The organism is Shewanella atlantica, from assembly GCF_003966265.1.
GTDB lineage: Bacteria > Pseudomonadota > Gammaproteobacteria > Enterobacterales > Shewanellaceae > Shewanella > Shewanella atlantica.
Map to the genome: position 1 here is coordinate 1 of NZ_RXNV01000013.1, position 22,518 is coordinate 22,518.

The 22,518-nt window shown below is 45.5% G+C and carries 13 protein-coding genes and 2 tRNA genes; 8 read left to right on the top strand and 7 right to left on the bottom strand.

The annotated features are described in order from the left end of the window. The first annotated feature begins 127 nt into the window (after positions 1-127). The 3 genes from EKG39_RS18855 to EKG39_RS18865 all read left to right on the top strand — a co-directional run bounded on the left by EKG39_RS18855 (position 128) and on the right by EKG39_RS18865 (position 2,261). Positions 128-203, top strand: a tRNA-Lys gene (locus tag EKG39_RS18855). Between the two features lie 54 nt (positions 204-257). Then, positions 258-333 (top strand) — tRNA-Lys (locus EKG39_RS18860). 785 nt (positions 334-1,118) lie between these two features. Further along, on the top strand, positions 1,119-2,261 hold the full coding sequence (locus EKG39_RS18865) for a DcaP family trimeric outer membrane transporter (RefSeq protein ID WP_126507538.1): 1,143 nt from the start codon (positions 1,119-1,121) through the stop codon (positions 2,259-2,261). Positions 2,262-2,349: 88 nt separating this feature from the next. Here the strand turns inward: EKG39_RS18865 and EKG39_RS18870 are convergent, their stop codons facing one another. The 3 genes from EKG39_RS18870 to acs form a co-directional block, all read right to left on the bottom strand. After that, positions 2,350-2,619, bottom strand: a complete 270-nt coding sequence (locus EKG39_RS18870; protein WP_012142208.1) for a GrxA family glutaredoxin — start codon at positions 2,617-2,619, stop codon at positions 2,350-2,352. A gap of 62 nt (positions 2,620-2,681) precedes the next feature. Beyond that, entirely contained in the window at positions 2,682-4,424 is a 1,743-nt protein-coding gene (gene radD / locus EKG39_RS18875) for a DNA repair helicase RadD (RefSeq protein ID WP_126507539.1), read from the bottom strand. Positions 4,425-4,654: 230 nt separating this feature from the next. Beyond that, positions 4,655-6,607 carry an acetate--CoA ligase gene (acs, locus tag EKG39_RS18880; protein ID WP_126507540.1) on the bottom strand — a complete coding sequence of 651 codons (1,953 nt, stop codon included), beginning with the start codon at positions 6,605-6,607 and terminating at the stop codon, positions 4,655-4,657. A 176-nt stretch (positions 6,608-6,783) separates the two neighbouring features. On the opposite strand from acs, the gene EKG39_RS18885 reads away from it, so the two are divergent. The 3 genes from EKG39_RS18885 to EKG39_RS18895 all read left to right on the top strand — a co-directional run bounded on the left by EKG39_RS18885 (position 6,784) and on the right by EKG39_RS18895 (position 12,411). After that, entirely contained in the window at positions 6,784-10,209 is a 3,426-nt protein-coding gene (locus EKG39_RS18885; RefSeq protein WP_126507541.1) for a hybrid sensor histidine kinase/response regulator, read from the top strand. Between the two features lie 11 nt (positions 10,210-10,220). Further along, positions 10,221-10,832, top strand: a complete 612-nt coding sequence (locus tag EKG39_RS18890; protein ID WP_126507542.1) for a fumarylacetoacetate hydrolase family protein — start codon at positions 10,221-10,223, stop codon at positions 10,830-10,832. A gap of 289 nt (positions 10,833-11,121) precedes the next feature. Further along, positions 11,122-12,411, top strand: a complete 1,290-nt coding sequence (locus EKG39_RS18895) for an NAD(P)/FAD-dependent oxidoreductase (protein WP_126507543.1) — start codon at positions 11,122-11,124, stop codon at positions 12,409-12,411. Between the two features lie 110 nt (positions 12,412-12,521). Here EKG39_RS18895 and EKG39_RS18900 read toward each other — a convergent pair whose 3' ends face one another. From EKG39_RS18900 to ppsR, 4 genes are all read right to left on the bottom strand, one after another. Further along, positions 12,522-13,181 (bottom strand): response regulator transcription factor, encoded by a 660-nt coding sequence (locus tag EKG39_RS18900; RefSeq protein WP_126507544.1) that lies wholly within the window; start codon positions 13,179-13,181, stop codon positions 12,522-12,524. A 231-nt stretch (positions 13,182-13,412) separates the two neighbouring features. Next, positions 13,413-13,838, bottom strand: coding sequence for an acyl-CoA thioesterase (locus tag EKG39_RS18905; protein WP_126507545.1), 426 nt, complete (start codon positions 13,836-13,838; stop codon positions 13,413-13,415). A 255-nt stretch (positions 13,839-14,093) separates the two neighbouring features. Then, a complete protein-coding gene (locus tag EKG39_RS18910; protein WP_126507546.1) occupies positions 14,094-15,158 on the bottom strand; it encodes a 3-deoxy-7-phosphoheptulonate synthase in 1,065 nt (354 codons plus the stop codon). Between the two features lie 165 nt (positions 15,159-15,323). Next, a complete protein-coding gene (gene ppsR / locus EKG39_RS18915) occupies positions 15,324-16,136 on the bottom strand; it encodes a posphoenolpyruvate synthetase regulatory kinase/phosphorylase PpsR (RefSeq protein WP_126507547.1) in 813 nt (270 codons plus the stop codon). Between the two features lie 126 nt (positions 16,137-16,262). Between ppsR and ppsA the strand changes: the two genes are divergently transcribed. Together ppsA and ydiJ are read left to right on the top strand one after the other, a co-directional pair. Beyond that, the gene (gene ppsA / locus EKG39_RS18920; RefSeq protein WP_126507548.1) at positions 16,263-18,635 is read left to right on the top strand and encodes a phosphoenolpyruvate synthase; all 2,373 of its coding nucleotides are present in this window, start codon (positions 16,263-16,265) and stop codon (positions 18,633-18,635) included. A 788-nt stretch (positions 18,636-19,423) separates the two neighbouring features. Continuing rightward, the gene (ydiJ, locus tag EKG39_RS18930; protein WP_126507549.1) at positions 19,424-22,483 is read left to right on the top strand and encodes a D-2-hydroxyglutarate dehydrogenase YdiJ; all 3,060 of its coding nucleotides are present in this window, start codon (positions 19,424-19,426) and stop codon (positions 22,481-22,483) included. Positions 22,484-22,518 lie beyond the last annotated feature (35 nt).

The following is a 22,518-nucleotide window of genomic DNA, read 5'->3' on the forward strand; positions in this document are numbered from 1 at the left end:
TTAGCTCAGTTGGTAGAGCAGTTGGCTTTTAACCAATTGGTCGAAGGTTCGAATCCTTCACGACCCACCACTTCTTTGAAAGTGTACGATGCCTTCGTTAGATTCAAAGCAAAAGTAACACTAAGATGGGTCGTTAGCTCAGTTGGTAGAGCAGTTGGCTTTTAACCAATTGGTCGAAGGTTCGAATCCTTCACGACCCACCACTTCTTTGAAAGTGTACGATGTCTTCGTAGAATTCAAAGCGCAATACCAAGTACGGGTCGTTAGCTCAGTTGGTAGAGCAGTTGGCTTTTAACCAATTGGTCGAAGGTTCGAATCCTTCACGACCCACCACTTTGGTGGCATCCCTCAGTTTTACCCAGCCTGCTAAATAATCTCTCAAATAGAAATACTCTTCAAAGCACAATACCAAGTACAGGTCGTTAGCTCAGTTGACTCTTTTAAAAACAACAGGCAGTTGGCTTTACTTTTTTAGCTATTGGTCGAAGGTTCGAATCCTTCACGACCCACCACTTTGGTGGCATCCCTCAGTTTTATCCAGTTAATTCAATCCAGTTACAGACTCCTCATACAGAACAGCTATTTTAGTCGTTAGATTCAAAGCGCAATACTAAGTACGGGTCGTTGGCTCAGTTGACTCTTTTAAAAACAACAGGCAGTTGGCTTTACTCTTACTCTCTTCTATTAAAAGCTGGCTATTGGTCGAAGGTTCGAATCCTTAACGCCCCACCATTTTGGTGGCATCACTCAGTTTTATCCAGTTAATTCAAGCCTGCTAAATAATTCCACAGATAGAAATCCCCTTAATAGCTATAGATCGTTAGCTCAATTGCTTCTAGTGATAGACAGGCTGTTGGCTTGGTTCACTCTCTTTATTCTATGTGGTTTCTTTTAGTCATTGGCGAAGCTTCTGGTTCATCAGGATTCATCAATACCGAATATCTTAGTTTCAATTTCCCCTTCATATATTCTTACTGTTTTTACTTTTTCAGGCTACGAATTGTCAATTAGGACATGCTGTAATACTTTTGATTGATAGACGTTTTGCTAATGTTGATTGCTTGTTAACTCCGTCATATTAATTTTGAAAAATAATATAATGATGAGGGAGATAAACAATGAAACATGCAAACTTAAGCCTTGTAGCCGTTGCGACTATGTTGGCTGTAAGTGTGAGTGCACAAGCTGGTGATACAGAGTTCAAATTTGGTGGATATGTAAAAACGGACGTCATGTTCAGTGATTACAGTAATGGAGCCCCGGATTCTGGAAATCTATCCAGACAGTTCTATGTTCCCGGAACAATATATGGTGTCAGCGATAACGGTGAGCAAGTTGTCGATTTTCAGGCCCGCGAGTCACGTTTTAACTTCAAAACCAGCACTGATCTTGATGGTCATAAGTTAAGTGGGTTCATCGAGCTTGATTTTATGACTCATGCAGATGGTAATGAGCGTGTTTCAAATAGTTACTCTCCTCGAATTCGTCATGCCATTGTCAGTTTCGATAACTGGACAGTGGGTCAGACCTGGAGTACGTTCCAAAACCCCGGCGCGCTTCCTGAGAACTTAGATTTTGTCGGCGCGGCTGAAGGTACGCCGTTTGTGCGTCAGTCTTTGGTTCGCTATACCAATGGTGGCTTCCAGTTTGCGGTAGAGAACCCAGAGACTACTGTTACTCCATTTGAGGGCGGTTCACGCATCACCAGTGGCAGTGGCATGGTTCCGGATTTTGTTGCTCGCTATAATTTTAAAACAGAGGGGGGCGCTAAATTCACCGTTGCCGGTTTAGCGAGGCAATTGAACATAGAAAAAGATGAACTGGATACCCAGGAGATGGGTTATGGGGTTAGTTTTACCGGTGTGATTCCGGTTGGTAGTGACGATATCAAACTTTCAGCGACAGCTGGTGACGGTATGGGCCGCTATATGGCACTTAACTATGCAAATGCAGGTGTCATAGATGAAAATGGTGATATTCAGACCATCAGCTCCTACGGTGGTTTTGCTTCATATCGCCATTGGTGGAATGATAAGTGGCGTTCAAGTTTCACCGTTTCAGGTTTTAAAGCCGATAATGATGTGGCGTTAACCGGCGGTGCAGTGAATGAAGAGTCCTATTCAGGTTACGTGAACTTGCTCTATTCACCGGTGAAACCTATGACTGTCGGTGTTGAGTATATGTATGCTGAAAACACTAAGCAAAATGGCGATAGCGGTGAGCTAAATCGAGTGATTTTCTCGGTAAAATACGTGTTATAAATTTGTACCATTAAAAAAGGAGGCTTAGGCCTCCTTTTTTATTTAACAGCTCCAATCAGCTTTGTGCTATTGGAGTTAGTTACAAGCGTTATGCAGGTTGTGTCAGAAGTTGGTTTTCTCTAACAAACTGTTCGAATTCGGTGCAGCCACCTACGTGCTCTTTATCGACGAAAATTTGCGGAACAGTCTCTACGGGCTTACCTACCGTCTTTTCAAGATCTGCCTTGCTGATCCCTTCGGCATGAATATCGACATACTTGAATTTAAAGTCTTCTCGAGCTTCAACAAGTTGTTCTGAAAGTTGTACCGCTCTAACACAGTATGGGCAGCCTGGACGGCCAAAAATTACGACAAACATATTTGCTCCTGAGAATTTATACGCGTACTTTATACCACAGGAGAAGCATATTTGCATATTCTCTAATGATTAAACTTATTCTCAACCTGATAACGGCCCTGATAATCGAAGAATGTTTCGATTAAATCCCATCGTTTCTTGTTCTGTTTCAGGAGTAATAAGTCGGGTTTTCTGAATTGATGAGCCGCCGCAATGACCTGTTCAGCATTTTTATATTGTTCATGCTTCAATCCAGGAGTACGAGTATGTGTCAGAACGAAGAGGGCGTAGAAGGCTCGGATTTGTGCCTTAGACTGTAAACTGAAATATTGGCAATAGTCATTGCCATCGATATCTATGTAACGAACCTTTAATTTATCCGCTTCATTTTCCAGCAACATCGTCTGGCACTTAAAAAGGTGATGGTGTTTTTGCTGTAAAACTTCTTTCAAGCGCTTGTCGGGATCGATTAACATCGAGTCGCATTGGTGGCAAATTTTTGCTGCAATATCATTTTCTTCGCCACAATTAGGACAGGCTTTAGATCTGAAGCGGAAGTCACACTGAGTTTTATTACCTTTATGCTCAATTAATGCCTGACATCGGCGTCCAAAGTGCTCAACGATATCGCCATCTTCATCGACGATTCCCCAGAAAATATTGGCAAAGTCACAAACGGGGCAGTGAACTTGTACGGGGACACTCTTGCTGTTGGGCTTGTTTTGTCCCACCTCAGGAAAATAGAGATCGTAACCATTGGCTGCATAATCGATGATCAGACATTCATCTTTTCCCTCACAGATCCTAAGTCCTCTGCCGACCATCTGCTGAAATAAGCTAACCGAGGCGGTAGGCCTTAAAATGGCGATAAGATCCACATGAGGAGCATCGAAACCTGTGGTCAGTACGGCTACATTGACGAGATACTTTATTTTTCTCTCCTTGAAATCACAGATAATCTCGTCTCTGTCTACAGTTTTAGTGTCGGCAGTTATGAGGGCTGCCGTCTCGTGCACTAGATGTTTCATTATCTCTTGTGCATGGCGAACTGTGGCGGCAAAGATAATGACCCCTTGTCTGCTGGCTCCTATCTCAATGAGTTGTTTAACAATGGCCGTAGTGGCGCGTCCACAGTGACTGAGTAGATCATTGACCTCTTTTTCCCGGTATTCTCCAGTGGATGACGCTTTTAATTCACTAAAATCGTACTGTACCGATAACCCATCGAACACCTTGGGCTTGCTGAGGTAGCCTTGTTTAATCAATGGACGCATAGGCAGTTCAAAAATGCACTGTTGAAATACCGCTTTATCAGGGTTACCCATTTTTCCGTGATAATGTTGGTGATATATCCAGCCTCTGTCCAAACGGTATGGGGTCGCAGTGAGGCCTAATAGCCTTATTTTGGGGTTTTGTGTGCTCAGGTGGGACAGGAGTTGTTGATATTGACTATCGGTTTCTGAGCTTACCCTGTGGCATTCATCGATTATCACTAAAGAGAATGCTTCATTGAACTGCTGCGGTGCTCTCACAGCGGACTGAATGCTGGCCACCACGGTCTTATTCTTCGTCGATTTTTGGTTAAGCCCGGCAGAGTAGATACTGGCCTCAGCCGTGAGTAATCCTACTTTTTCGGCATTTTGAGCCACTAATTCTTTTACATGAGTTAATACCAGCACCCGGCCATTGGCTATTCGAGCTAATTCGGCAATGACAATACTTTTTCCGGAACCTGTCGGCAGGACTAATACTGCCGAGTTAGTACTTTTTTTAAAGTGGTTGACTGCCGAGTCGACGGCTTGTTGTTGGTAATCTCTTAACTGCACGTAGAGCCTAATAGGTTTAATCTTTCAGGGATAGAGAATAACAGTGACAAGGGGGGGGGATCTATAGTTAGCTTAGGAGACAACAGGAAGAAGAGTGCAGCTTGTTCAGCAAAGCGACTGGTTAGTAGTTGATGTTCTTTTTGAGGGAAGAGTTATTGATGGAGTAAGTTAAAAAAAGCCCCTTATCTGTTACTGCTGATAGATAAGGGGCTAGTGGGAGTACTTTTGGCTTATTCGCTACGGTTAAGTCTGGACTCAATTAAGGTGTCGATAACTGCCGGATCGGCCAGTGTCGATGAGTCTCCGAGATTTGTGACCTCATTGGCAGCAATTTTACGGAGGAATCGACGCATAATCTTACCCGAACGAGTTTTGGGCAAACCGCCAGCCCATTGGATTAGATCGGGCGTTGCTAAAGCGCCAATTTCTTTACGTACCCACTTTCTGAGATCCTGACGAAGTTCTTCAGTTTCGGTTGTCCCCTTAGTTAAGGTGACGTAGGCATAGATACCTTGACCCTTAATATCGTGGGGGTAGCCAACAACGGCAGCTTCGGCTACGTCTTCATGTGCCACTAATGCACTTTCGACTTCTGCTGTACCGAGTCTGTGGCCCGATACGTTAATCACATCATCGACGCGACCGGTGATCCAGTAATAACCATCTTCATCTCTTCGTGCACCGTCGCCTGTGAAGTACATGCCACGGAACGTCTTGAAGTAGGTGAGGGCAAATCTGTCGTGATCCCCATAAACGGTTCGCATCTGTCCGGGCCAGGAGTCCAGGATCACTAAGTTACCTTCGGTTGCCCCGTCGATTATATTCCCCATGTTATCAACCAGAGCAGGTTGAACGCCGAAGAAAGGACGAGTTGCAGAACCGGGCTTAGTATCGGTAGCACCTGGTAGTGGGCTGATCAAAATGCCACCGGTTTCTGTTTGCCACCAGGTATCGACAATCGGGCAATGTTCATGACCGATGACTTCGTTATACCAACGCCACGCTTCAGGGTTAATTGGTTCGCCGACGGAGCCCATGATGCGTAATGAACTGCCATCGAAATTTGCAAACTGCTCTTTACCTTCAGCCATCAATGCGCGAATGAGTGTAGGCGCAGTATAGAGGATATTGACCTTATGACGGTCAACCATCTCACCCAGGCGAGCAGGCGTTGGGTAATTTGGCACACCTTCGTGGATAAGGACGGTTGCGCCATTAGCCAGAGGGCCATACACCATATAAGAGTGACCGGTGATCCAGCCCACATCGGCGGTACACCAATAGACTTCACCGTCTTTATAATCGAAAACATATTCGTGTGTCATGGCGGCGTAAACCATGTAACCGCCAGTCGTATGTAGAACACCCTTTGGGTTGCCGGTTGAACCTGAGGTGTAAAGTAAAAATAGCGGGTCTTCGGCGCCCATCTCTTCAGGGATACAGTGCTCGGAAGCAGTATCCATCAGTGATTCCCACTTAATGTCACGACCTTCGACCCAGTTTACGTCACCGCCTGTACGTTCCAGAACAATGACCTTTTCAACACAGTCTACATCCGGATGAGATAAGGCTTCGTCTATGTTAGCCTTCAGCGGGATGATGCGTCCGGCCCGAACGCCTTCATCTGCAGTGATAACGACCTTAGATTTACCGTCAATCACACGTGATGCGATGGAGTCAGGTGAGAAGCCGCCAAAAACAACGGAGTGGACGGCACCAATACGTGCACACGCCAACATGACGACAGCGGCTTCAGGCACCATAGGCATATAAACCGTTACAACGTCACCACGTCTTACGCCTTGGCTACGTAGTGCGTTAGCAAACTTACATACATCAGAGTGAAGTTCGCCATAAGTAATTGTACGTTGATCTTTCGCGTCATCACCTTCCCAGATAATGGCGACTTTATCTGAGTGTTTCTCCAGATGTCTGTCTAAGCAGTTCGCTGAGGCATTAAGAGTGCCGTCATAGAACCAATTAATAGAGAGGTTATGATCGTCGAAAGAGGTTTTCTTGATCTTTGTATAAGGCTTAATCCAATCGATGCGTTGCCCGTGTTCTCTCCAGAAACCTTCAGGGTTAACAATCGACTCTTGATACATCTTTTTATATTTTTCTTCGTTTATATGTGCGTTTTCAGCGATTTCGCTAGAAACTTTGTAGAGAGACTGCGTGCTCATTGGGCTTCCCTTAATCTAATAATGCGTAACTGAAGTATGGAGTCTCAGGGGCTACTAGCTCTATTAGACCTTGGTCTAGTGCTAAAATTCTCTTTGTTTTTAGGCTGTTGTAAGACATTAGTTTGCTAGATTTAATTCTTTTTTTGACGCACAATGGAATAAAAAAAGAGAATGTTATGAATTTGACCATTTTTGTGGGCGTGATTGCCGTGCTTTATGTTTTCCTGCTCTTCCTATTGGCTTGGGGAGCAGAGCGCTGGTTTAGTCGTATCACAAAGAAGTTACAGGTGTGGATTTATGGTCTGAGCTTGGCAGTTTATTGCTCCTCCTGGAGCTTTTTGGGAACCGTAGGTCAATCTGCGCAAGATCTTTGGTCTTTTTTGCCCATTTTTATAGGGCCTATTCTTATTTTCACCCTGGGGTTTGGTTTACTTAGAAAGATGGTTATCGTCTCTAAGGCGCATAACATTACCTCTGTTGCCGATTTTATTGCCGCAAGATATGGAAAATCTCAACTATTAGCGGCTATCGTCACCTTGATTGCACTGTTCGGCATCATGCCTTATATCGCACTGCAGCTAAAAGCCATGGTGTTTAGTCTCAACTTGTTTCAACCCGAGACCTCTCCCTACGATGGCGCCAAAGTCTCCTTAATCATCACCGCAGTACTGGCTATGTTTGCCATTTTATTCGGCACCCGAAAGCTGGATGCGACCGAACATAACCCCGGCATGATGTTGGCGATTGCCTTCGAATCACTGGTGAAGCTGGCAGCATTCCTCATTGTTGGAGTGGTGATAAGTTTTGGTTTCTTCGATGGCTTCGGTGATATCTGGCAACAGGCCAGTGAGCGAAGCTTAATCAGTGAGCCCGTATTGCGGGTCGAGTCATTAATGCCGCAACTTCTGGTTGGTATAGCAGCATTCCTCTGTATGCCCCGTCAGTTCCATGTGATGATGGTCGAGTGTATCGATGAGAACAATTTATTAAGAGCTCGCTGGATATTTCCGGTTTATCTACTCCTGTTTGGTCTGTTTGTTGCGCCTCTGGCATTAGCTGGGAAATTAATTCTGGGTGATAGTGTTGCAGCCGATACCTACGTGATAAACCTGCCATTGGCACTGGATCAGCCTGTGCTGGCCATTATCGCCTTGCTTGGAACCCTGTCTGCTGCAACGGGTATGGTGATCGTTGCTGTTGTGACAATCAGTGTGATGGTGAGTAATGAATGGCTTGTGCCGGTCATGCTACGTACAGGCAAGATTAAAGAGAAGAATTTCAGTCAGTTTTCTCAATTTCTATTCAATGCCAGACGCCTGTCTATCATCATTATCTTGGGGCTTGGTTATTTCAGTTATCTGTCATTTATGGACAGTGATTCCCTCTCAGGACTTGGAATGTTGTCCTTTGGTGCTTTTGCCCAACTCGCTCCGGCATTAATTGGTGGCATGTACTGGAAAAACGGTAATCGCTCCGGCGTCTTATTAGGTCTGGCTGTAGGCTTCGGACTCTGGTGTTATATCTTGTTAAAAGGTGCGAGTGATGCATCTGGGGTCTTTAGTAATGATTTTGGATTGCTCGAATCAATCAATCCCAATGTCAGAGATATTTTAACGGCGTTGTTGGCCAATTTGGCCTGCTATGTACTTGGCTCTATCTGGTTCAGGGCTGGTGTGGCCGAGCGTATGCAGGCCAGTGCATTTGTAGCGCCGGGCGAGTTAAAGAGCAATACCAATAGAAAAGGTTCGCCGGTTTCACAACAAGACCTATTGATCCTGGCCAGTCGTTTCGTGAGTCCAACCCGCGCTTACGAAAGTTTTTCACGATTTTCAGATGAGGCAGTAAAGAGTGACAGTTGGCATAAAGCTGCGCCGCCTGAGCTCATAGCTCATACAGAACATATGTTGGCCGGTGTTTTAGGGGGCTCAAGTGCCTCTTTGGTGATGGACTCTGTACAGCAGGGGCGCGATCTGGCGCTCGATGAAGTATTCAGCTTAGTGGATGAAGCCTCCTCAAAAATTATCTTAAGCCAGGATATGCTCAGAGGTGCGATTGAACATGCATATGAAGGCATGAGTGTGGTAGATAAGGATTTGAACCTGGTTGCATGGAATCATAAGTATTCTGAGTTGTATCAATACCCTGAATCATTTTTGCAGGAAGGTATGCCAATCAGCGATGTTGTGCGCTTTAATGCTGCCCGTGGATTCTGTGGCGTCGGTAATGTTGAGGCTAAAGTGCTCAAGCGCGTTCAACATATGCGTAATGGTACGCCTCATGTTTCTGAGCGTGAACGAAAAGATGGCAAAGTGATCAAGATCCAGGGTAACCCAATGCCCGGCGGTGGCTTTGTGATGACATTTACCGATATTACTCAATATCGCGAGCATGCCAAAGCCTTGCAAGAGGTCAATGATACCTTAGAAGCCAGAGTGAAAGAGCGTACCTATGAGCTGGCTATGTTAAACAGTCAGTTATTAGAGGCCAAGGCGCAGGAGGAGATGGCAAATGCGTCTAAGAGTAAATTTTTGGCGGCTGTGGGTCATGATCTGATGCAACCCCTCAATGCGGCACGTCTATTTACGGCATCGCTTTCTCAATATCCTAATCTGGATCAAGAGGGAAAGAAGACACTGTCACATGTTAACAGCTCTTTGAAGATCGCCGGGGAGTTGCTCACCGATCTACTCGACATATCTAAGTTAGACTCGGGGACAGTCGAGGTAAATAGACGCGACTTTGCGGTGTCTGAGTTGCTCGATGGTCTGTCCGTGGAGTTTGCAGCTATGGCTAAAGATAGCCAAATCAAATTCCATATGGTGCCATGTAGCGCAACCATCAATTCAGATTTAAGCCTGCTGCGACGCGTATTGCAGAATTTTTTAACCAATGCTTACCGATATGCACGGGGAAGCCGGGTGCTGTTTGGTTGTCGCTACCGCGGCAATGAACTGGAGATCCAGGTGCTGGATACCGGCTGTGGTATTGATGAAAAAGAGACACAAGAGATATTCAAAGAGTTTAAACGGTTAGATAATCCAAACAGTAAAAGTGTGAGTGGATTGGGCTTGGGGCTGGCTATTGCGGATAGGATCAGCCGGGTGCTGGATCATAAGATCCATGTATCATCTGTGCTTGGCCGTGGTTCGGTTTTCTCTATTCGGGTGCCATTGGGGCAAACGGTAAGAGAAGCACAACCTAAGAAGCTTTCTACCATGTTACAGCCTTTAGCCGGTGTTAAAGTGCTGTGTATAGACAACGAAGAGGCGATCCTTGCCGGATTGGAGAGTCTGCTCAGTCGTTGGCAGTGTGAGGTGATCTGTGCAAAAGACCTCGCCGATGCGAGAATAAAATTAGGGCTTAAAGGTGTTGCACCGGACATAGTGCTGGCCGATTACCATCTCGATGATGGACAAAATGGCGTAGATGCAATGGACGGGATCCGAGCCTTATATGGCAGCCATCTTCCAGGGGTGTTAATCACAGCAAATACCCGTAAAGATCTTATCGATGATGTACAGCAACGGGGTTATCGTTATATGGCAAAGATGGTAAAACCCGCAGCGTTAAGGGCGTTGATCTCAAGTTTAATCAGGAAATAATGGAGAGATAAGTGAACACTGTTGCTGTAGGTAATCGAGTCGTTAAACCATCAAAAGTCGTCTGTGTCGGGAGAAATTATGTTGAGCATATCGAAGAGCTGAATAACGAGATCCCCGATGATATGGTGCTTTTTGTAAAGCCGAACTCTGCTATTGCCCATGAACTGAAAAGCTTTCATCACGAAGCGATTCATTATGAGGCTGAATTGTGCTTTGTGGTTGAAGGTGGGACTTTTGTTGCTGTAGGCGTTGGACTGGATCTTACAAAACGAGGTCTGCAGAGTAAACTCAAAGGTAAAGGCCTTCCCTGGGAGCGGGCAAAGTCTTTCGATGGGTCCGCTCTCATGAGTGAATTTATTCCAATCCAAGGGATCAGTGATAAATTAAGCTTCGAGTTGTTTATCAATGATGCACCGATTCAATCCGGTAATATTGGACTGATGATGAATAAGCCTTTACAGATTTTAAGTGAAATTCAGACATTTATGAGCATGGAGGATGGCGATATAGTAATGACCGGTACACCCAAAGGGGTAGGCATAGTGAATGCGGGGGACGAGTTTAAAGTAACACTTAGCGATAATGGCTCAAGCCTGATAAAGGCATGCTGGCGTGCTCTTTAGTCTGTGATTTATACTCGCAAAGGGAGAGACTATACCCTCTACAGGCTTTCTCTTCCCCTATCCGTCGTTCCCACCTGTAAAGAATTAATGACTCACCCCTGTTGCCCTGCAGTTTAAACCTTTTCTGAAGGATATTAACGGCCTGTGGTTTCTCATTATTAAATAAAAAAATACTATCTACTGGCCAATTGTCATTGACGAGAATTCATCCATCTATATACTCAAAATTAAAATGTAAAAAATATAAAACAAAAAATCATTTTATTGAACACGGATGGAGCCTATTTTTATGCCAGTACAACGCTGTGATTCCTACTATAACGCGACGATTAATGATGAAACCCAATATCCCAGATTGGAAAGCGATGTTCGCGTCGATGTTGTTATTGTTGGTGGTGGCTTCACCGGGGTCTCGACGGCCGTCGAATTGGCTGAACGCGGGTTAAAGGTCGCCATTGTCGAAGCCAACAAGATAGGTTGGGGGGCGACGGGTAGAAATGGTGGTCAGGTTACCGGGAGTCTGTCCGGTGATGCAGCTATGGTGAAGCAACTTAAGAATAAGCTGGGTACGGAGGCGGAAAACTTTATCTGGGATCTGCGCTGGCGGGGCCATGAGATCATAAAAAATCGTGTCAATAAATACGGAATAGACTGCGATCTTAAATTTGGTCATCTGCATACTGCCTACAAGCCTAAACATATGCAGGAGATGCAAAAGACTTTTGATGAAGGTGTACGCCGTGGAATGGGTAGTGAGCTTGAGTTGTTATCTAAACGAGATATCCCCGAGTTTCTGGACACCCCCCTCTATCACGGTGGTCTGCTGAATAAGCGTAATATGCATCTACACTCTGTGAATTTGTGTATAGGAGAGGCGAGAGCGGCGCAGAGTCACGGGGCGATGATATTTGAAGACTCCGCGGTACTGGATATATGTGATGGTGCCTTACCTGTGGTAAAAACGGCCCATGGTTCAATAACCGCTAATAGCGTACTCATAGCGGGCAACGCTTACCATAAACTGGCCAGAAACAAGCTAAGCGGCATGCTGTTTCCCGCCTCGTTAGGAAATTGTGCAACGGTAAAATTGACCGACGAAGTCGCTAAGGCTATCAACCCTCACGATGTTGCTGTTTATGATAGTCGATTTGTGTTGGACTACTATCGGATGACGGCCGATAACCGGTTAATGTTCGGCGGCGGGACCAATTACTCCGGACGTGATTCAAAGAATGTCGCTCAAGAGCTTCGCCCGGCTATCGAGCGGACCTTTCCGCGTCTCAAGGGGGTCGATATCGAGTTTGAGTGGACGGGCATGGCGGGAATTGTAGTAAATCGAATTCCGCAATTGGGTAAGGTGTCACCTAATGTCTTTTATTGTCAGGGCTATTCCGGCCATGGCGTTGCGACGTCCCACATCATGGGGGAGATCATGGCAAATGCCATCATCGGCCAATTGACCGAGTTTGACCTGTTTGCTGACATGAGACAGATAAGATTGCCGGTCGGAGAATGGCTGGGAAATCAAGGGATGGCACTGGGCATGATGTATTATCGGATGATGGAAAATTTCCGTTAACACCTGACTTCACCATAAGCTGAGCTGGTTACCTGATCTGACTTGTTCATAAATTAAAAAGCCGAACATGAGTTCGGCTTTTGTTATCTGGTTAGTTTTAATTAAACTGCCTATAGCTCGACTTTTTCCATCTCTAACTGCTGTAGTGAGATAACAGCCTGAGTTCGATTTCGCACACCAAGCTTACGGAAAATTGCCGTTGCATGGGCTTTAATAGTGGCCTCAGAGACACCGAGATCATAGGCTATTTGCTTATTTAGCAAGCCTTCGGCAAACATCTGTAACACCTTATATTGCTGAGGCGTGAGATCGGCCAATTTACTGGCCATCAGATCGGTTGCATCTTCCTCAATAGACTGCAGTTCTACATTCGCAGGTAACCATATATCCCCTTCAAGCACGGCTGATAATGCCGCAGCCAGTGTCTCCATGGAAGCAGATTTAGGAATGAAACCGGCACTACCATAGTGTACGGCTCGACTGATGGTGATGTTGTCCTCGTGAGCCGAAATAACCACAACGGGGAGATCCGGGTAATGAGTGCGAAGGTGAATTAAGGTTGAATAGCCATGGGAGCCGGGCATCTGAAGATCCAACATGACCAGGTCGAATTCAACCTCATCATTTTCAAGTTGATTCTGTAATGCGTCGGCGCTGTCGGCTTCAAACCAACGGGTGTCAGTAAAGGATCCAGTTAATGCTTGGCGTAGGGCATTTCTGAATAGTGGGTGATCGTCTGCAATGATTATATTTAAATTTTCTAGCTTCATGGCTTTTATGTTTGTGTTAGTTGCACGTGAAGATTAATTCAATGTAACAGAAAAAGGAGGGGGGATCCTATTGGTTTGTCAGAAAGGGGACAAATTTTGCTTTTAAATTCGGTTTGTTAGACTTAAGTCTAGTAACGATTCTGGTGGGAAGTTGAGTAGGGAGCAGCAATATTTTTCAATAAAGTGATAGCAGTCGATAACTGCGACTGCTATCACTACCAATCTGTATTACTACTCCTGCGTCCAAACTCTCGTTGGCTGCCTGTTTTCGTCGACGGCGACAAAGGTGAAAACACCGCGTATGGCATGCTCTCGATGGTCCTTGTACATATCTTCGACAAAGATATTAACCTCGACCTTCAGGGATGTGTTACCGACATGGATAACATTTGCGATGATCTCTGCCAGGCTGCCAGCCGGAATCGCCTTCTTAAAATCAATTCTGTCCGAGCTGACGGTAACCAATGGTTTTCGACAAAAGCGGGTAGCGGCAATAAAAGCCGTTTCGTCCATCCAGGCTAATGCTTCTCCACCGAATAGAGTGTTGTGGTGGTTGGTGATAGAGGGAAAGATAGCTTTGATGACTCTGGCTTCAGAGTTTTGTATACGTTCGTTGATCGCGTCGGAGTGAGGCGTTGATGTTTGGGTGAGTGGCATACGGCAACCTAAGGTTATGCAATTAAAATATCGTGAGTAGCGTAATACTCATCGTTGAAATAAATTGAGTTAAATGAATGATCCGCCTTACTTATTAATAATTAAAAGTAAGACATACTCGATGTAGAGGCGGAGTATAGAGCAGTGTTTGAGTGCAGCTTAAATTGAAAGCTGAACCTCACAAAAAGGCTTCACTGTATAAAACGGTGAAGCCTATGTTATGTGAGTCAGGAGCCCTTAGAAGCGAAGACTCAACTACTTTTTAAGTGTGTTGATTCTGTTCCGTGAGGCTTTAGCTAGATCGCGGAGCAGTTTTTCAGAGTCATTCCAGTTCAGGCAGGCATCGGTAATACTTTTACCGTAGACAAGCTCCTCTCCGGCAATCACCTTCTGGCTGCCCTCTTCGATAAAGCTTTCGGCCATGATACCGGCGATAGCAGTTGAGCCCTGGCTCATCTGTTTCATGATACTGTCGGCAACGGTTAACTGCTGTTGGTGTTTCTTTTGACTATTACCGTGACTGAAATCTATGACCATGCGATGGGATACACCGACACTTTCGAGCTTTTGAGCCGCGGCATCGATATCTTCTGCATGATAATTTGGTTGCTTGCCACCTCTGAGAATGATGTGGCCATAAGGGTTGCCGGTCGTACGATAAACCGCCATAGCACCATCTTTATCCGGTGAATAGAAGATGTGAGGCTCTTTCGCTGCACGTACGGCATCGATGGCAATATTGATATTGCCGTCAGTACCATTTTTGAAGCCAACAGGGCAAGAGAGAGCTGAAGCCATCTCACGATGGATTTGACTCTCTGTTGTACGGGCGCCAACAGCACCCCAGGTGATCAGGTCGGCAATATACTGGCCATTTACCATATCTAAGAATTCAGTGGCGATGGGTAGCTTGAGCTCAGTGATCTCTTGCAGTAACTGACGCGCCAGGCGTAAGCCTTTATTGGCGTTGAAGCTGCCATCGAGATCGGGATCAGAGATTAAGCCTTTCCAGCCGACCGTGGTACGTGGCTTCTCAAAGTAGACACGCATTAATATACATAGGTCGTCTTTGAGCTCTTGATGAAGCTTGGCTAATCGGGTTGCGTAATCGATAGCGGCTTGTGTGTCATGAATAGAGCAAGGGCCAATGATGACCAGCAATCGTTGGTCGTCTCCTGTAAGGATGGCTTCGACTTCACGTCTTTGCTGGACCAGATAATCGGCTGCATCTTGTGTTAGCGGGAACTCTGAAGCCAATTTAGCGGGAGAAATAGCCTTACATAATAAAGTGGTGCGTAGTTCATCTGTTTTAATGGTCATTCAATATACCGAGCGTTCGTATGGGCATTTAGCCTTATTGCTTGCGATTATAACTAATAGTTGCGACTTGCACAGTGCCAATTATGGGAATTCTCTCCCTATTTATAAGCAGCTGTGCAGTTAAATTGACAAAAAGACGCATTTTGCATGAAAACGTGTTGGATTTTAGAACATGTGACGTTCGAGTCCGGTGACATCCAAAATTTTCGTCGCTATCTCTTCGACTGAATGGTTGGTCGTATTTACAAAGGGGATCCGCTCACGTTTATACATCATTTCGACCTCTTTCACTTCGATACGGCACTGCCTTAAAGAGGAGTAACGGCTGTTATCCATTCGGCTCTTACGTATCTCATGTAATCGTACGGGATCGATCGTTAGACCAAATAGTTTGCTCTTATTCTCTTTTAAAGCAGTAGGAAGTTTAAGGTTATCCATGTCATCTTCGATAAAAGGGTAGTTGGCTGCTTTGATACCAAACTGCATAGAAAGGTAGAGACTACTTGGGGTCTTGCCACAACGTGACACGCCCAAAAGGACTAAGTCGGCTTTATCTATGTTCTTTAAAGTCTGGCCGTCATCGTTGTCCATTGTGTAGTTAATCGCATCGATACGAGCTTCATAACCGTCATTTGCCTTGCCATGGGTACGATGAACGACCGGAGAGGCTTTCATTCCCAATTGTTTCTCTAACGGTGACACAAAAGTGTTCAAAAAGTCGTAATCGAGTCCTTCACTGCTGTAGATAATGTCACGGATCTCGGCTTTGACGATAGAATGAAAAACTAAAGGCCGTTCACCTGTTGTAATAAAACAATCATCGATCTGAGCCTTCACATCATGAGCTTTAGATTCTGTTTCAACGAAAGGAATTGTAAGTGCATCAAACTCAACGGGAAACTGAGAAAGAACAGCATGACCAAATACTTCTGCTGTGATCGCGGTCCCATCTGAGATATAAAATACTTTACGCAACATTTTGACCTCTTGTAGTAATAAAATTACAAATAAAATTATAGATTTACGGTTCCTGCGCTGGAGTGTAAAATGCCGCTGCCCTCATGTGAAGGGGCCACACTGAAATAAACTTGCGGAGATAGAACTGTGCAGCAATATGTACTCTGGTATCAAGAATTAGGCATGGGTGACGTCAACAAGGTAGGCGGTAAGAATGCTTCTCTTGGTGAGATGATTAGTAACTTAGCTAATGCAGGTGTTCAAGTGCCTGGCGGTTTTGCCACCACCTCGTACGCGTTCAATGAGTTTCTTGAACAAAGCGGACTTAACCAGAAGATATACGACATTCTAGATACTCTAGATGTAGATGACGTGAACGCACTCGCTACAGCCGGTGCACAGATCAGACAATGGGTAATAGACACCCCGTTCCACCCCGAATTTGAGCAAGTTGTTCGTGATTCTTACGATACACTTTCCTCTGAAACCAAAGAAGCTTCTTTTGCTGTTCGCTCATCCGCGACGGCTGAAGATATGCCTGATGCGTCTTTCGCTGGTCAGCAAGAAACATTCCTGAACGTTAAGGGATATGATTCTGTACTGGTTGCGATTAAGCATGTATTTGCTTCTTTGTTTAACGATCGCGCTATCTCTTACCGTGTTCACCAGGGCTACGACCATAAGGGCGTCGCACTGTCTGCTGGCGTTCAGCGTATGGTTCGCTCAGACACGGCAGCCTCAGGTGTTATGTTCACTATGGACACCGAATCAGGTAACAATGATGTGGTATTTATTACCTCTTCATTCGGTCTTGGTGAGATGGTTGTACAGGGTGCGGTTAACCCGGACGAGTTTTATGTTCATAAGCCAAGTTTAACAGCTGGCCATAAAGCGGTTGTACGCCGCAATATCGGTAGCAAGTTAATTCAGATGGTTTATTCGGACGATCTCGAACACGGTAAACAAGTTAAAATTGAAGATGTTGCAGCCGATAAGCGCCGCGAATTTTCAGTGAACGATGAAGAAGTCATGGAGCTTGCTAAGCAAGCAATGATCATCGAGCAGCACTACGGACGTCCAATGGACATCGAGTGGGCAAAAGATGGTAACGATGGCAAGCTTTATATCGTTCAAGCACGCCCAGAGACAGTTCGTTCTCGTGAAGATGTGCAGCTGATTGAGCGTTTTCACTTGAAGACTAAGGGTGATGTGCTTTGTGAAGGTCGTGCAATCGGTCATAAGGTTGGTAACGGTGTCGCGAAAGTACTGTCTTCAATCGATGATATGGATCAGATCAAAGAAGGTGACGTACTCGTTACCGATATGACAGACCCTGATTGGGAGCCTATCATGAAGCGCGCTAGCGCTATCGTCACTAACCGTGGCGGACGTACGTGTCACGCGGCGATTATCGCTCGTGAACTTGGTGTTCCTGCAGTTGTTGGTTGTGGCGATGTGACCGAGCGTATCAAGCACGGTCAGGAAGTGACAGTATCTTGTGCCGAAGGCGACACTGGTTTCATCTACGATGGCATTCAAGATTTTGATGTTGTACGTTCTCGTGTAGATTCTATGCCTGAGCTGCCAATGAAGATCATGATGAACGTAGGTAACCCAGACAGAGCGTTTGATTTTGCCCGTCTTCCAAATGAAGGTGTTGGTCTAGCTCGTCTTGAGTTTATTATCAACCGTATGATTGGTATCCACCCTAAGGCACTACTTGAGTTTAATCAGCAAGATGCAGCGCTGCAGGAAGAGATCCACGAGATGATTGCTGGTTATGAATCACCTGTTGAATTCTATGTTGCACGTCTTGTTGAGGGGATGGCGACCATCGCTTCTGCTTTCCATCCAAAGAAAGTGATTATTCGTATGTCTGACTTTAAGTCGAACGAATATGCTAACTTGGTCGGTGGTGACAGATACGAGCCAGAAGAAGAGAATCCGATGTTGGGCTTCCGTGGCGCGAGTCGTTATATTTCAGAATCTTTCCGTGACTGTTTTGCGCTTGAATGCGAAGCGATTAAACGTGTTCGAAATGATATGGGCCTGAAAAACGTCGAAATCATGATCCCATTCGTACGTACGCTGGGCGAAGCTGAACAGGTTAACGAGCTGTTGAAAGAGCAAGGCTTAGAGCGCGGTAAAGATGGTCTTCGCGTCATTATGATGTGTGAAGTGCCGTCAAATGCACTGCTTGCCGATCAATTCCTTGAGCACTTCGATGGTTTCTCAATCGGTTCTAACGATCTGACTCAGCTAACACTCGGTCTGGATCGTGACTCGGGCATCATCAGTCATCTGTTTGATGAGCGTAATGAAGCGGTTAAGGCATTACTCGCTATGGCAATTAAAGCCGCCAAGGCTAAAGGTGCTTACATCGGTATCTGTGGTCAAGGTCCTTCGGACCATGCCGATTTTGCGGCTTGGTTAGTAGATCAAGGCATAGACACGGTATCGCTAAACCCTGATACCGTAATCGATACTTGGCTATATCTGGGCAAGGAACACGCTCAATAATTCTTTAAATAGAAGAAGCTAATCACAAAAGCCGCTACTTAGCGGCTTTTTTTGTTAATACCCAAGCCACTTCTGAATGCTAGATTCAGAGCTCCCGTAGGATAACTGAACAAGGCAGTGATTGAAGAGATGATACCAATCGGTATAAAGATGTGATCGCTCAGCGAGAGTTTAGCGCTTCAGAGGCAAGGCAACGAGGGAAGAACATAGTTATTCTACGTTTAAGTTCGTTAACACTGCATCTGATGCACTAAAACTCGCCTTTCAGGAGTGTTTTTGGCTGCCTACTTCTGCGTTGAATAACTTCAGAAGGGAGCACCATTCCCTCATCCATTCGCCTTGAATTAGTTTGCCAAAAAGACTCTGAGTAGATCACTTTCTTATATCGATTGGTATGAGTCCCTTTTCAATATCACTAACGCAGTGCAGGTATTCTACGGGCTCTCCCGACGGGCAAGTCGAAAAGCAACATGTTTCAGTATTCTTTATTTATAAGAATAAATATTGAATTACGACTGCATGGATGCAAGAGGTAGGGCGAAGCAGGATGCCGGAGCCGAGAAAAACTAGTACTGCTATTTCATGCTGACCACCACGGATGGTGGGAATGTCGTTAATGCACGACTATATGGATATAGGAGGTAGAGTAACGCATGGAGCTGTTACCGAAGAGCAGTTAACTACCTTGAACTCTGTCACTTTTCGACATGCTGAACCCTGCATTTCGAAGTCGTTTGGGTATATACTGTGAACCAGAATTTTAACAATTAAAGTAGACTGAAGCTGATATGTTACCCATCGTTAAGTTACCAAAGTTATCTCATGAACAAACGCTAGAGCCCGTATACCTTGCCTTTCTGGCAGCGCTTGAGCAAAGTGATTTCACCGGTGATATCGATAAACGCTACAGTGCGCGTTTAGCACAGGCGACGGATAACTCAGTGTATCAATTTCTTCCTCAAGCAGTTATCTACCCAAGAACTCAGAAAGATGTGCGTTTAGTTCTTATGCTGGCGACCAATACTGAATTTTCTCAAGTGGTATTCAGTGCCCGTGGTGGCGGTACCGGAACGAATGGTCAGGCATTGACTCACGGGCTAGTCCTGGACCTGTCCAGGTATTTGAATAAAGTCATAGAAATTAACCCTGAGGAAGCATGGGTCAGGGTAGAAGCAGGAGTCGTTAAGGATGCACTTAATGATGCTTTGAGACCCCATGGATACTTCTTTAGTCCCGATCTCTCAACATCAAATAGGGCGACGATGGGGGGAATGGTCAACACCGATGCCTCCGGAGCCGGCTCACTGGTATATGGTAAAACTTCTGACCATGTTATAGGTCTCTCCAGCGTGCTATACAATGGTAGTGTGCTCGATACCTATTCAATCACACCTGAGGAACTCGAGAATATTGATGCCGTGACATCTAATCCTCTCGGTCAAACCTTGCTGACGTCGATTGCCAATATTTGCAGTGATAAACGTCCACTCATTGAGTCCAGATTTCCAAAACTTAATCGATTTTTAACGGGTTACGATCTTAAGAATGTATGGAACGATGATTTAACTGAATTTAACCTATCGAGAATATTGACGGGCTCTGAGGGGACGCTTGCCGTTATTACCGAAGCGAAATTGAATATTACACCGCTTCCTTCGGTACGTATGATGGTTAATATCAAATACGACTCGTTCGAATCGGCTCTGCGCCATGCGCCAGAACTCGTGAAAGCCAATGCGACCGTCGTCGAAACCATAGACTCGAAAGTGCTTAACCTGGCGCAACAGGACATCATCTGGCACTCAGTTTCTGAACTGATCAAAGACGTCCCCGGCCATGTTATCGATGGGCTCAATATGGTGGAGTTTGCCGGAGAGCAGGAGGAGGTCGAGGCCAGAGTTGCTGCATTAATCTCAGCATTAGAAAATCAAATTGATAAATCTACCGCTGGGCTGCTGGGCTTCCAGGTAACCAGTGATAAAAAGAGCATCAATATGATCTACGCCATGCGTAAGAAAGCCGTCGGCTTACTTGGCGCGGCTAAAGGACGTAGAAAACCGCTGGCCTTTGCAGAAGATACGGCCGTACCGCCGGAGAAACTTGCCGACTTCATCATGGAGTTCAGAGCCTTACTCGACAGTCATCAGCTTCAATATGGCATGTTTGGCCATGTCGATGCCGGCGTACTTCATGTCAGACCTGCACTGGATATGTGTGATATTGATGATGAAAGACTGCTTAAAACCGTTTCTGATCAGGTGGCTGAACTTACATTAAAATATGGTGGTTTGATGTGGGGGGAGCACGGTAAAGGTGTTCGTGGAGAGTACGGACCTTCTGTCTTTGGTGAAGAACTTTACGGTGTTCTGGAAGAGGTTAAAGGGCTGTTTGATCCTAAGAATAAACTGAATCCCGGTAAGCTGGTGGCTCCTAAGGGGACCGGTGCACTGATTTATAATGTCGATAGTGTCAAACGCGGCAGCTTCGATCGCCAAATCCCCATCGAAACCAGAGACGCGTTCCCTGATGTGATGAACTGTAACGGCAATGGGCTTTGTTTCAACTACAGCGCCTATTCACCTATGTGTCCCTCTTTTAAAGTCACAGGGGATCGTGTTCAGTCTCCAAAAGGGCGAGCGGGCTTAATGCGTGAATGGTTACGTTTACTCGAATCTGAGGGGATCGATGTTGAGGCCTTGGCCAAATCTAAGCCTCTGGGTTTATTGCAGCGCACTCAGAACACATTAAAAGCCAGTCGTGAGTATGATTACTCCCATGAAGTGATGGAGTCATTAAAAGGGTGTCTGGCCTGTAAGGCCTGCACATCTCAATGTCCGGTTAAAGTTGATGTGCCTAAGTTTAGAGCTCAGTTCTTTAATATTTATTATCAAAGGTATCTGCGTCCGGTAAAAGACTATCTCGTCGCAGGGATTGAAGACAGTTTGCCGTTAATGGCCATAGCGCCCAGGTTAACCAATGCCGTTTCTCAGAACCCGGTGAGTCAGTGGGTGATAAAGAAGTCTTTAGGTTATGTCGATGCGCCGGCATTATCGGTTCCGACGCTTAAACAACGTCTCGATGGCCACGCATGTCGTGGTTATGATCTGGAAGCGCTGCAAAATATCCCTCAGAGCGATCGCCATAACTATGTGTTGGTGGTACAAGATCCCTTCAATAGCTTCTATGAAGCCGATACTGTTTATCACTTTATCAAGCTGATTGAAAAGCTGGGTCTTAAGCCAGTGCTTTTACCCTTTAAACCCAATGGCAAGCCGATACATATTAAAGGTTTCCTCAGTAAATTTGCCAAGACGGCTCAGTCTTCGGCCGATTTCCTGACCCAGGTTCATGAGCTGAATATGCCTATGGTAGGTGTCGACCCGGCTATGGTGCTCTGTTATCGGGATGAATATCGTGAAGTGATCGGCGAAAGTTGTGGTGATTTTAATGTTAAGTTGTCTAATGAATGGCTCTTAGAGGCTATCGAGCATTGCGATAAGGTGACGCTTAATGAAGATGCTTCAAATCAGTTCACTTGGTTCAGCCATTGTACTGAGTCAACGGCAAAGCCCAATACCGCTGCAGAGTGGAAGAAGATTTTTAGCCACTTCGGTGCAAAGTTGGAGACAGTGAGTCTGGGGTGTTGTGGCATGGCGGGCACTTATGGCCATGAAGCTGAGAACCAAGAGCGATCTCGGGAACTATTTTCTATGTCTTGGGAGCAAACACTAAAGTCATTACCCAATGAACAGATCTTAGTATCCGGTTATTCTTGTCGAAGCCAGGTGAAACGTTTCGGTGGTTTTAAGCCCAGACATCCGGTTCAGGCGTTACTGGCAATTTTATAAATAGTTAATCAGGTTATCAGCGATATAAGCCAGGT